The organism is Alteromonas sp. 5E99-2, from assembly GCF_017368475.1.
Classification (GTDB): domain Bacteria; phylum Pseudomonadota; class Gammaproteobacteria; order Enterobacterales; family Alteromonadaceae; genus Alteromonas_F.
The window spans coordinates 182047-193706 of record NZ_JAFNJE010000004.1; the positions used below are offsets into that span (position 1 = coordinate 182047).

Annotated in this window: 13 protein-coding genes; 3 read left to right on the forward strand and 10 right to left on the reverse strand. The window is 42.2% G+C overall.

The window, feature by feature from the left end; genetic code table 11:
- Positions 1–4 precede the first annotated feature (4 nt).
- The 4 genes from J3L16_RS06220 to pomA all read right to left on the reverse strand — a co-directional run bounded on the left by J3L16_RS06220 (position 5) and on the right by pomA (position 4064).
- Complete coding sequence (locus J3L16_RS06220) at positions 5–991, reverse strand: arsenic resistance protein (RefSeq protein WP_207612029.1); 987 nt, start codon at positions 989–991, stop codon at positions 5–7.
- On the reverse strand, positions 991–2121 hold the full coding sequence (locus J3L16_RS06225) for an NAD(P)/FAD-dependent oxidoreductase (RefSeq protein WP_207612030.1): 1131 nt from the start codon (positions 2119–2121) through the stop codon (positions 991–993). Before J3L16_RS06225 ends, J3L16_RS06220 begins: the two co-directional genes overlap by 1 nt.
- 221 nt (positions 2122–2342) lie before the next feature.
- On the reverse strand, positions 2343–3296 hold the full coding sequence (locus tag J3L16_RS06230; RefSeq protein ID WP_207612031.1) for a flagellar motor protein MotB: 954 nt from the start codon (positions 3294–3296) through the stop codon (positions 2343–2345).
- A 3-nt stretch (positions 3297–3299) separates the two neighbouring features.
- The gene (pomA, locus tag J3L16_RS06235; protein ID WP_207612032.1) at positions 3300–4064 is read right to left on the reverse strand and encodes a flagellar motor protein PomA; all 765 of its coding nucleotides are present in this window, start codon (positions 4062–4064) and stop codon (positions 3300–3302) included.
- Between the two features lie 237 nt (positions 4065–4301).
- On the opposite strand from pomA, the gene xseB reads away from it, so the two are divergent.
- Genes xseB through dxs form a run of 3 tightly spaced genes read left to right on the forward strand, consistent with a single transcriptional unit; the run spans position 4302 to position 7364 of the window.
- Positions 4302–4556 (forward strand): exodeoxyribonuclease VII small subunit, encoded by a 255-nt coding sequence (gene xseB, locus J3L16_RS06240; RefSeq protein WP_207612033.1) that lies wholly within the window; start codon positions 4302–4304, stop codon positions 4554–4556.
- Positions 4528–5463, forward strand: coding sequence for a farnesyl diphosphate synthase (locus J3L16_RS06245; protein ID WP_242698697.1), 936 nt, complete (start codon positions 4528–4530; stop codon positions 5461–5463). Before xseB ends, J3L16_RS06245 begins: the two co-directional genes overlap by 29 nt.
- 29 nt (positions 5464–5492) lie before the next feature.
- Positions 5493–7364 carry a 1-deoxy-D-xylulose-5-phosphate synthase gene (gene dxs / locus J3L16_RS06250; protein WP_207612034.1) on the forward strand — a complete coding sequence of 624 codons (1872 nt, stop codon included), beginning with the start codon at positions 5493–5495 and terminating at the stop codon, positions 7362–7364.
- A gap of 22 nt (positions 7365–7386) precedes the next feature.
- Here the strand turns inward: dxs and J3L16_RS06255 are convergent, their stop codons facing one another.
- From J3L16_RS06255 to J3L16_RS06280, 6 genes are all read right to left on the reverse strand, one after another.
- Positions 7387–7872 carry a phosphatidylglycerophosphatase A gene (locus J3L16_RS06255; RefSeq protein ID WP_207612035.1) on the reverse strand — a complete coding sequence of 162 codons (486 nt, stop codon included), beginning with the start codon at positions 7870–7872 and terminating at the stop codon, positions 7387–7389.
- A complete protein-coding gene (gene thiL / locus J3L16_RS06260) occupies positions 7865–8833 on the reverse strand; it encodes a thiamine-phosphate kinase (RefSeq protein ID WP_207612140.1) in 969 nt (322 codons plus the stop codon). Before thiL ends, J3L16_RS06255 begins: the two co-directional genes overlap by 8 nt.
- A gap of 9 nt (positions 8834–8842) precedes the next feature.
- Complete coding sequence (gene nusB, locus J3L16_RS06265; RefSeq protein WP_207612036.1) at positions 8843–9262, reverse strand: transcription antitermination factor NusB; 420 nt, start codon at positions 9260–9262, stop codon at positions 8843–8845.
- Positions 9263–9265: 3 nt separating this feature from the next.
- The gene (ribE, locus tag J3L16_RS06270) at positions 9266–9748 is read right to left on the reverse strand and encodes a 6,7-dimethyl-8-ribityllumazine synthase (protein WP_207612037.1); all 483 of its coding nucleotides are present in this window, start codon (positions 9746–9748) and stop codon (positions 9266–9268) included.
- A gap of 90 nt (positions 9749–9838) precedes the next feature.
- The gene (ribBA, locus tag J3L16_RS06275; RefSeq protein WP_207612038.1) at positions 9839–10945 is read right to left on the reverse strand and encodes a bifunctional 3,4-dihydroxy-2-butanone-4-phosphate synthase/GTP cyclohydrolase II; all 1107 of its coding nucleotides are present in this window, start codon (positions 10943–10945) and stop codon (positions 9839–9841) included.
- A 28-nt stretch (positions 10946–10973) separates the two neighbouring features.
- Positions 10974–11633 (reverse strand): riboflavin synthase, encoded by a 660-nt coding sequence (locus J3L16_RS06280; RefSeq protein WP_207612039.1) that lies wholly within the window; start codon positions 11631–11633, stop codon positions 10974–10976.
- Positions 11634–11660 lie beyond the last annotated feature (27 nt).

The following is an 11660-nucleotide window of genomic DNA, read 5'->3' on the forward strand; positions in this document are numbered from 1 at the left end:
AGTATTACATGGATGTTGCCCTCGCTTTCTTATCACTGGCACTCTGTCCGTTTAAACGCCTTAATGTGATTACTTTCAGGGCAGTTAGATGGGGAAACTCTATCAGCATACCTATGGTAATAGTGGCGTATACCAAAGGTTGGTCGGGTAGTGCTATTGTTGCCAGCCCAAGCATCATAGGTGCATTACGCGCTGCCGTCGTAAAGGTAAGTAAGCAATGGTCTTGATAATCAAATTTAGCAATTTTTGAAACTACTTCAGCCAAGAAATACGTGGCTAAAAAGAAGATAAAAATCGCTAAAAGTAAAAGAGGCAAAACGCTCAAATAGTGAAGTAATTGATTAATATTAAAAGCAAAAATTTGCCCAACCAATAAGGTTAATAATAAAGGAATTCCATACTTACAAAACCCCAACATGGCGGGCATAACACGATGTAAAATCAAACGCAGAAAAATGGCTGCCAATAAGGGCTGTAAAAACCACACTAGCAATGCGCTTAAATCAACTTTATATGCCACTACCGTATCGAAAAGGAGTAAATAAACAGGGAACAGGATCAATTGCGTTAACATATTGATGGGAAGAAGTGCCGCTCCCAATTCAACATTGCCTTTGGCTAATCGAGTGAACCCCAAAAACCAATCCGTACAGGGCGCCATAAAGTAAATCATCAGCCCAGTATAAAAAAGTTTGTCTCCAGACAAGAATACCGACGCTATGACAAAACCTATAAAAGGAATTAAAACAAAATTTAAGCACCATGCGATACTTAAAAATCGCAGGTTATTCAACCCCTTGAAAATACCTTTAACAGGTACTTCAAATAACAACAAGAAGACTAAAATCAAAATGGTAGGGTCAATTAAATCTCCTGCTTGTTCTCCTAAATGGGGAGACAGGAAACCCATAACTGAACCGCAGATAATGGCGATCATAAACAGACTTGTAGTGCTGAACAAAAAAGTGCGTCGTAGGCTTTTAAATTGCATTAACAAAAGCACTCCTGCGTCACACAACACCCTAAATCATCCAGTAACATTCCCGCTTGCTTGTAATGGGACAATATTGACATGTCTAAATCTAATTCAGTGCCTATTACTTTGCATGGAAGGGCAAATCGGCCTCTAAACTTATAAATGAAGCACAATAAAACCGTGTCATGTGCTAGCTTAGGTCCAGCTAAAAACAGATTGTTTTGGCATATTGATTCGTCGAAATTGTTTACCAGAGGAAGCCCATTTTCATATTTGAATAATTCGTGGACTGGCCCAAGATGCGTATCGAAGCCTGTACAATTAATGGGTATGCCTTTACTGACAACAGCCTTTCCATTAGTAGATACCAGTCGAAACCCATCCGCAGACGATAAGACTTGTTTTACAGAAAAATTTTGTTCTAATTCGACCAGGTGTGAATTCGCCATAGCTGAAAGCCTTTCAGCGGTATAAGGACTTAACACTTTGCTCGGGTCATAAGTGGATTCTTGTTCACCTCCATTGTCAATCAAAGTTACTTTTTTGCCTAAAGAGGCTAAGTTATACGCGGCGTCTACGCCACTTTCATAACCACCAATCACAACATAATGGTCTTCTTCACATTCTTTCCAGGACGTTATTTCGCTGTTATGTACACATAAATGACTCCCTTCAAAGGCTGACATCCGAGGTGAGCTGTATTCTCCTCCAGCCCAAATAACATATTGGCTATAAATTCGTTTTCCTGTGTTAGTCGTCAATAAAAAATGATCATAAGGCTGAGGTTCAACCTGAATCACTTGGGTATTTTCTAACACTTTAATCTCATAGTGGCTGGCAACACTATTTAGATAGCCTGCATATTCATCTCCACTTAGATGCTCTTTTCCAACGCTAAATCCAGGAGATGTATCAGGCGTAATCGCATTCAAATCAGTTTGATGATAACCGTTACTAGGAAAAGACGGCGTTATAAGCTTCATCTCTTTTGGCCATGCTTTAAAACTACTGCCTACGGTACTGGCATCCAAAATCACCATATCGGCATCTTTGATACCCATCTGCTTTAATAATGCAGCGCATCCAAGCCCAGCTGGACCTGCCCCAATAACAGTGACTTTTGTATCTTGTCGAGAAGTTACCATTGAAATTAATATCTCAAACCATAAAAGTTATGTTATATCATAACAATAAATAAAGGAGATGATCAATCGATATAAAGGCAGGAATACACTTTTCCTTACGCTCTTGAGCTTAAATAAAAATCATAGTTTTATGATGTGAAAAACCAACACGAAAACATGTTGGTCTTCATTTTATGTTTCTGTGATTATATGTAAGATACATATACAGAACTCGAAGCGTTTTAGCCTTCAGTGGTTTCAGTAGTCGCTTGTTCTGTGACTGAGATGGGCTTAGAGAATTTAGGTTTACCCTGATTAATGGTAATTTCGACTCTACGGTTTTTTGCGCGATCTTCGCTATTTTTAGGTTTTGGTATCAGTGGGTTTGTATAAGCCAGTCCAACTACCCTCATTCTGCCTTCGTCAAACCCTGAGGCAGTGCGCAGTTCTTCAGCAACTGCAACGGCGCGCTGAGACGATAAATCCCAGTTGGAATTATACAGTTCATTGGAAATATTTTGTCTGTCGCTGTGGCCCGATATCTCTACTTCACCGGGTACATCAGCCAAAATCACCCCAATTTCTTGAATAATAGGTTTAAATTGAGGCTGTAAAAACGCAGAACCCGCGGAAAATGACCCGTTTTCTCTAATTCTAATAATGATTTGCTGACCTAACGATTCCAGTTCTAAGGCACCGTCTAGTACTTGTTTTTGCAATTGTTGGGCAATTTTCTTTAACTGTTCGGCAGTTTCTTTTTCACTTGCAGCCTCTTCTGCCGAAGACGTTGCGCTATCTGTAGCCGTTTGCTGGGCCTGACCACCCCGTTCATTCCCACGCTGCTTTTGGCGCCCTCCAGATGATTCTTCATCGCCAGCTTGAAACTCCAACGCCTCTTGGGTAATTTCCATTGTTTGTTGCTCTAGAATTTCAATTGGGCTGGGCTCCGGTCTACCAGGGCTGAACTCTAGTGCAATCACACTGGTACCTTTGGGGATATCTTTTACCTCAATTTTATTTTGTACGCCAAAAGCAAACTTCATTGACCCCGCAATTTGCTTAAATTTAAGTACATCCATCTCAGAAAAAGAAAGTAATAATACGAAAAAGCACATCAACAACGACATTAAGTCAGCAAAGGTTCCCATCCATGCTGGAAGACCTTCAGGTGGACACTTAGGGCATTCTTCAGCCACTTTTTATTCTTCTTCTGTCGTGCTGCCGCGCTTCTTAGCGGCAATGTAGTTTTTCAAAATTCCTTCAATCACTCTGGGGTTTTGCCCATCAGCAATACCCACAATACCATCGAGTACGAGCTTTTGATTTAACGCTTCTTCCACCGCCCTGTTTTGCAGTTTTACTGCGATGGGTAAACAAATAATATTTGCCAAAAATGCACCATACAAAGTTGTTAATAATGCAACAGCCATTGCTGGGCCAATAGATTTTGGGTCATCCATATTAGAAAGCATTGCTACTAACCCAATAAGTGTTCCAATCATTCCCATTGCTGGTGCAACATCACCAAGGGCTTTAAATATTGTAGCGCCGAACTCATGCCTTTCTGTGGTCATTTTAATGTCTTTATCTAAGGTTTCACGCACTACATCAACATCGTGCCCATCAACCAACATATCGACACCTTTTTGCATAAAGGGGCTGTCAATTTCTGCTTCTTCCAACGCCAAAAAGCCACCTTTACGTGCTGCATCGGCCATTTCAACTACTTTCTCAATAAGCGTTTCAGGTGCGTCAATCTTGAACATGAAAGCTTTACCAGCAACTTTCCCCGCACCAAAAAATTGACCAAGGGTAAATTGCGAAAGCACAACAAATAAAGAACCACAAAATACAATGAGTATAGACGGGGTATTGATGAACATACTCATTTCACCACCGCCAAGCATTGCCATCACAATAAAGCCAATTGCGCCTAGGATACCGATGAGTGTTGCTAAATCCACGAGCCAATCCTTTCAAGAATAGAAAATATACTGATTATTACTTAGTGTATCGGCAACACAGAAATTTTCCATACTCTTTCGCATTGATTTTTCATTCTTTTCTAATATATCAACATGAAATCAATTCACGCCTTTAATAAAAGCCACAGATATTAACAATAATGCACAATTATATTGACCCTAAATACGGCCTCGGTTAAGGTGCGCGCTTATCTTTATTGAACGTTGTTAACTACTATGGCCGAACCAAAACAACTCGCCAATTCCTTTGAAGATGCTATCCAACAGCTTGAGAAAATTGTCGAACATATGGAACAAGGAGATCTTCCTCTTGATGAGGCACTTACTCAATTTGAGCGAGGTGTAGCCTTAGCTCAACACAGCCAGCAAGCGTTAAACAGTGCTGAACAGAAAGTAAAACTACTTCTTCAGTCAAAACAAGGCAGTGTACTGACTGACTTAAATGACGACGACAATGACGCTGCATACTGAAGATATGTCACTTCGCCCTACAGCAAAACACGTTCAAGACAGTGTGCATATGTTTCTTGCACAGCAAATAGATAGTTTACCTAGCCACCCTACTGAACTTGCAAATGCAATGAAGTACTCCCTACTCGGTGGTGGCAAGCGTATGCGCCCACTACTGTGTTATTTAATAGCGGATGCGATAGATGTGTCGACAAAAGACGCGCTTGTCATTGGTTGCGCAATTGAGTGTATTCACGCGTACTCTTTAATTCACGATGATCTTCCCGCGATGGATGATGATGATACACGAAGAGGCCAACCAACCTGTCATATCGCATTTGGTGAAGCCCAAGCAATTTTGGCCGGTGACGCATTACAGGCTCTTGCCTTTTCTATTTTAAGTGAACCTGATTGGCTAACTGACCGACTGCAATCTAAAGTCGCGTTAGTGCATACCTTGGCGTTGTCGTCAGGGCAACAAGGTATGTGTGGAGGACAAGCTATAGATTTAGCCGCCACAGGTAAAAACGCCAGTATTCCTCACACTCTAGAAACCTTAACTCAGCTTCACCGTCTTAAAACCGGTGCTTTATTAAAGGCTTGTGTGTCTATGCCTTTATTACTAAAACCTGATATCTCCAAAGAACATGTTGCCTTATTTGATACCTTTGCCGAAAAAATTGGGCTCGCATTTCAAGTTCAAGACGACATACTTGACGAAACGGGTTCTGAAGCACAAATCGGAAAACCTCAAGGTTCAGACGCAGAGCTGCACAAGCATACCTTCCCTGCACTACTAGGTATCGAAGGCGCAAAAACAGAATTACAAAATCTTGTGCAAGATGCCCTTCACGCGTTAGCCAGTTTGCCTTACAATACATCAGCTTTGGTTGCGTTTTGTGATGTGTTAATCCATCGCGACCATTAAGCAATTATTAGGCATAACAAGATTATAAAATGACCCTAGACTTAAACCACTACCCGACTCTTTCATTGGCGTCTACACCCGACGAAATGCGTAAATTGAGTCAAGACCAACTCAAATTACTCAGTGAAGAATTACGTGCATACTTACTCGCCAGTGTGAGTCAAAGTAGCGGTCACTTTGCTTCTGGGTTAGGCACGGTTGAACTGACAGTCGCATTACATTATGTGTATCAGACACCTTTTGACCGACTGATTTGGGATGTGGGCCATCAAGCTTACCCTCACAAAATACTCACGGGTAGAGCTGAACAAATGTCGAGTATTCGTCAAAAAGACGGATTACATCCTTTTCCTTGGCCTCCAGAAAGCCAATTCGATACATTCGCAGTAGGCCATTCATCCACATCCATCAGTGCCGCTTTGGGTATGGCTATTGCCGCAGAGAAAGAGAACAAGGGCCGACGAGTGGTATCGGTTATTGGAGATGGTGCGCTCACCGCAGGTATGGCATTTGAGGCCATGAACCACGCAGGGGACATAGGCACAGATATGGTTGTAGTATTAAACGACAACGAAATGTCTATTTCCGAAAACGTAGGTGCATTGAATAGTCACCTTGCTCGTTTATTAACGGGTTCATTCTTTAATGGCATTCGAGACGGCAGTAAAAAATTACTGTCTAATGTGCCACCGATAAAAGCCTTTGCCAGTCGAGCTGAAGAACATATTAAAGGCATGGTTGTGCCCGGCACCATCTTTGAAGAACTGGGCTTTAATTATATTGGCCCTATTGATGGCCATGATGTTAACGGTGTAGTAGACACCTTGCGCAATATGCGTAAATTTAAAGGCCCTCAACTGCTTCACGTGGTGACTAAAAAGGGTAAAGGCTACGAAGTAGCCGAAAAAGACCCAATAAAATTTCACGCAGTACCTAAATTTAACCCTGAAGATCATTGCTTCCCTAAAGCCGCGCCTTCAAAGCCGAGTTTCTCTAAGATATTTGGTCAATGGCTATGCGACATGGCCAAAGACGATGCCTCGTTAATGGCGGTAACCCCCGCAATGCGCGAAGGCTCAGGTATGGTTGAGTTTTCTCAAACATACCCTGAACAATATTTTGATGTGGCGATTGCCGAACAACATGCAGTCACATTTGCCGCAGGCTTAGCCAAAGACGGTCTTAAACCTGTTGTTGCAATTTATTCGACATTTTTACAACGGGCCTACGATCAACTCATACATGACGTTGCTATTCAAAATCTTCCGGTACTATTTGCCGTTGATCGCGCTGGCATTGTTGGTGCTGATGGGCCAACCCATCAGGGGGCGTTTGATATCGCCTTTATGCGCTGCATTCCGAACATGATGGTAATGACACCAAGTGACGAAAGCGAATGCAGAAATATGCTGTATACGGGTTATCAAGCAAATCAACCAGCGGCCGTTCGCTACCCTAGAGGTTCAGGTATAGGCATTGAAACTCAAGAAAAAATGGAATTGCTGCCTCATGGTAAAGCGAAACCGGTTTTAGCTGGACAGTCTGTGGCTATTTTAAATTTTGGTACGCTTATGCCATTTGCAAAAGCAGTCGCCGAAGAAAGAGGTTATTCATTAATTGATATGCGCTTCGTTAAACCTATAGATGAAGCCTGTATTATTGATGCCGCAAAGAACCATAAACTCATCGTTACCCTAGAAGATGGGTGTATTATGGGCGGCGCTGGCAGCGCGGTGAATGAAGTCATAATGAACAGCGCTCACCTTACTTCTTGTTTGAATGTTGGTTTACCCGATGACTTTATATTGCAAGGCAAGCAAGAAGAAATGTATGGGGTGTATGAAATGGATGAAGCAGGTATTAAACGTCAAATTGACCAGCGTCTACAGAAATTAGCATAGCTCTATTTTTTAATTAGCTTAGTTATAAAACACTGTAATACACTAAGGCGTGTAAGCATCCGCATGCAAAAATACCCGCGAATACATCATCAACCATAATCCCCAGGCCGCCACTGACGTTTCTGTCTAGTAGACTAATGGGCCAAGGTTTTAAAATATCAAATAACCGAAATAAGACAAATCCAGCGACTATTGTTGGCAAGGACAAGGGTATCCATAAAAACGTCAACATAATGCCAACAATTTCATCCCACACGATGGCCCCGTGATCATGTACTTTCATGTCCTTCGCTGTTTTTTCGCAAATACTAATCCCTAGCACAGCAAAAACAGCAGTAAGCGCAGCAAAACCCGCCATAGGTATATAATCAATAAGGATAAGAAAAGGAAGTCCGGCTAACGTTCCAAACGTGCCAGGCATAAAAGGCGCGAGTCCCGAGCCAAATCCCAAGGCTAAAAAATGCCAAGGGTTGGTTAACTTAATACGGGAGCGAATCTGTTTATCCACTAAAGTGTTCGAAACCTGCGTCTTTCGGTAAGGAAAATGGCATATCGCCTAAGCGTAAATCAATCTTTTGCTTTTGGCCCGTAATTTGGCCAATACAAGTCGCTTGTACATCGCAATTGCCCAGTATGGTCTCCAACTGCCCTCTTTGCTCTTCGCTCACAGTAAAAAGCAATTCGTAATCGTCACCCGAGGTTAATGCATGATTCACGGCATCGTCAATACCAACCACATCAACAAGTTCATCAGACAAGGGTAATCGGCCTATATGCACTCGCGCGCCCACGTCAGACCGCTCGAGTATGTGTTGTAAATCAGCCAACGTACCATCTGAAACGTCAATACAAGAACTTGCTACACGGCGCAGTGCATTCCCTAACATGACTCTAGGTGTAGGTGAAAAATGACGATTAACCAAATAATCCTGACTTTCGTTTAAATTCTCAAGGCCTTGCTTAGCTATCTCTAAACCCGCTCCTGCATCGCCTAAGGTTCCTGATACGTAAATCCAATCACCTGGTTTAGCACCAGACCTACGGATTTCACAATTTTCGGGAATAAAACCCTGTGCAGTAATAGTTAGCGATAAAGGCCCTTTCACTGTATCACCGCCAATTAGATCAACGGAATAATATTCAAGAAGCTCATACAATCCTTCAGAAAAAGATTCCAGCCATGCTTCGTCAGTGTCAGGCAGAGTAATTGATAGACTAATCCAAGCCGGTTCAGCGCCCATTGCAGCGAGATCACTAAGGTTAACTGCAACCGCTTTATAGGCCACTGAGCGTGGGGGAGTGTGCGCTAGAAAATGCACATTTTCCACTAGCGTGTCGGTAGTTATGGCTAGTCGTTTATTGTCGGGCACCTTTAATATGGCACAATCATCACCGATACCCACAATAACATCTTTTCGCTGACGGCCTCGTCGCTCAAAGAAGCGTTCTATAAGGTCAAACTCCTTAATAGACACGCTTTATTGCTCGTGCTCTCGGAATTTTCGTACGGCTTTATCAAGTGCGCCATTAATAAATTTATGACTTTCTTGTGCACCGAAGGTTTTTGCTAATTCAACGGATTCGTTGATCACAACGCGATAAGGAATATCAATACACTCTTTCAACTCGAAAGTCGCAATGCGTAAAATCGCCTTTTCAATTGGATCAAGCTCTTCTGGTAAACGACCAAGATAGGGCTTAATCGCAATATCCAATTCATCGGCTTGCTCACCAACACCGCGAATTAGACGTTTGAATAAAGCCGTATCGACCTTTTTCATATCATTGCTAGTGGCCATACTTAATTCGACTTGCTCGATGGCATTACCGCTTAACTGCCAAGCATAAATTCCTTGAACAACAAGCTCTCTAGCGCGGTGACGGTTTGATACTTTCACTCGTTAGGCTCCAAGCGCTTCATCAAGAGAAGCCATTACGTTCACCATTTCTAACGCACCTAATGCAGCTTCAGAACCTTTGTTCCCTGCTTTAGTACCTGAACGCTCTATCGCTTGTTCAATGGAATCTGTGGTAATAACACCAAAAGAAACAGGAATATCAAAATCTAAACTAACTTGTGCTAAGCCTTTATTACATTCACCCGCAACAAAATCAAAATGAGGTGTTCCACCGCGGATAACTGCACCTAACGCAATAATTCCATCGAATTGCTTAGAGGCCGCAACTTTTTTAGCCGCTACAGGTAACTCGTAAGCACCGGGTACGCGAACAATTGTGATGTCTTGTTCGTTGACTTCACCATGACGTTCAAGTGTATCGATTGCTCCTTCAAGCAAACTCTCAACGACAAAGCTATTAAAACGAGATACAACTATCGCAAATTTTTTGCCAGTGGCTCTCATATTGCCTTCGATAACGTTCATGGTAAATTCTCCAATTTTTAAACGGCGCGAAGTATACCCTAATGGCTGATTAGCCGCCAGTACACATCGCACTTTAACCTCAAGGGTAAATTAGTCGTCGTCAGACAACACGGTTTCCACGACTTCTAGGCCATAACCTGAAAGTGAATGGTATTTCACAGGCTTACTGAGTAAGCGCATTTTAGTCACACCTAAAGATGCAAGAATTTGACTGCCCACACCGATAGTTCGTGATGAGCCTTTCCAAATTGCACTTTGAGGCTTTTGTCCTTGGTCTTCAGCACTAAATTGACGTACCAACTCGGGTATATTTTCTTGATTTCCCAATACCACCAGCACGCCATCTTCACTGGCTATGCGTTGCATTGCTTGAGGTAGCGTCATAGAACGGCTAATTGAACGGGTCGACCCCAATAAATCGCCTAGGGTATTGTGTAAATGCACTCGAACCAATGTAGGATTATCAGTAATCTCGCCGTGCTTTAACGCATAATGCACTTGGTTATCGATAGTGTCTTTATAAGTATGTAATTCAAAATCACCATATTCTGTAGGCAAATTACATTGCGCCACTTTTTCAATGGTGGTTTCATTTAAATTTCTATACTCAATTAAATCGGCTATGGTACCAATTTTAATATTGTGCTTTTCAGCGAAAACTTCAAGCTCTGGACGACGGGCCATTGAGCCATCATCGTTAAGTATTTCAACAATAACACCGGCAGGTTCACAACCTGCAATTCTGGGTAAATCGACCCCAGCTTCAGTATGCCCTGCTCTATTTAACACCCCGCCTTCTTTGGCGATAAGGGGGAATATGTGGCCAGGCTGAACGATGTCGCTTGCTTGCGCATCTTTATTCACAGCAGCTAAAATAGTCGCCGCGCGATCAGCTGCAGATATACCTGTGGTCACGCCTTTGGCCGCTTCAATTGATACGGTAAAGTTAGTGGAAAACTGCGCGCCGTTATTATCGACCATTAAAGGAAGGTTGAGCGTTCTACACCTTGCTTCAGTCATTGGTAAGCATACTAAACCTCTAGCATGGGTCACCATGAAATTAATCGCTTCTGGCGTTACATGCTCAGCGGCCATGATTAAATCGCCTTCGTTTTCTCTGTCTTCGTCATCCATCAGAATGACCATTTTACCTAAACGAATATCTTCGATAATTTCTTCTATGGAGTTTAACGCCATTGTATATCTCTACCTATTTAAACGAGACTTATTTTAAGTAACCATGTTCAGCTAAAAATGCTTCTGTTATTTTTGAAGACGTGGGCTGTGCCGCTTTTTCGCCTAGTAACAAACGCTCTAAATAACGGGCGATCAAGTCAACTTCTAAATTAACTCTAGTGCCTGATTGGTATGTGTCAATAACGGTTTCTTTTACCGTATGAGGAATAATCCAAAGCATAAAACGAGCGCCGTCGACTTTGTTTACTGTTAAACTGGTACCGTCTACAGTAATACTGCCTTTGTGGGCAATATATTTAGCAAGCTCATCCGGTGCTTTAACCCAAATTTCCATGTAATCGATGTGATCGATAATGGTGTCAATTTCACCCACACCATCAACATGTCCAGACACAATATGACCACCTAAACGCCCGCCTACTTGCATTGCTTTTTCTAAATTAACTTTGCTGCCATTTTTATAATCAGCAAAACCGGTTAATTTAAGTGTTTCTGCGGAAACATCAGCTTGGTAAAAGTCGTTAGCAAAATGCACAACAGTTAAGCATACGCCGTTAGTCGCAATACTGTCGCCAAGTTTAACATCAGACATATCTAAGTTCTGGGTTGCTACGGTAATTCGGCAATCATCGCCTTTTCGGTCAATCGCCGTTAGCGTTCCAACAGCTTCAATAATACCTGTAAACATTAATCACCTTTATTCTGCGCGTATTCA

Excerpts from the sequence above, each read along its gene's own strand:
- dxs (WP_207612034.1), top strand. The coding sequence starts at position 5,493 with ATGACCCTAGACTTAAACCACTACCCGACTCTTTCATTGGCGTCTACA.
- ribBA (WP_207612038.1), bottom strand. The coding sequence starts at position 10,945 with ATGGCGTTAAACTCCATAGAAGAAATTATCGAAGATATTCGTTTAGGT.
- J3L16_RS06280 (WP_207612039.1), bottom strand. The coding sequence starts at position 11,633 with ATGTTTACAGGTATTATTGAAGCTGTTGGAACGCTAACGGCGATTGAC.
- J3L16_RS06245 (WP_242698697.1), top strand. The coding sequence starts at position 4,528 with ATGACGACGACAATGACGCTGCATACTGAAGATATGTCACTTCGCCCT.
- ribE (WP_207612037.1), bottom strand. The coding sequence starts at position 9,748 with ATGAACGTTATCGAAGGCAATATGAGAGCCACTGGCAAAAAATTTGCG.
- J3L16_RS06225 (WP_207612030.1), bottom strand. The coding sequence starts at position 2,121 with ATGGTAACTTCTCGACAAGATACAAAAGTCACTGTTATTGGGGCAGGT.
- J3L16_RS06220 (WP_207612029.1), bottom strand. The coding sequence starts at position 991 with ATGCAATTTAAAAGCCTACGACGCACTTTTTTGTTCAGCACTACAAGT.
- xseB (WP_207612033.1), top strand. The coding sequence starts at position 4,302 with ATGGCCGAACCAAAACAACTCGCCAATTCCTTTGAAGATGCTATCCAA.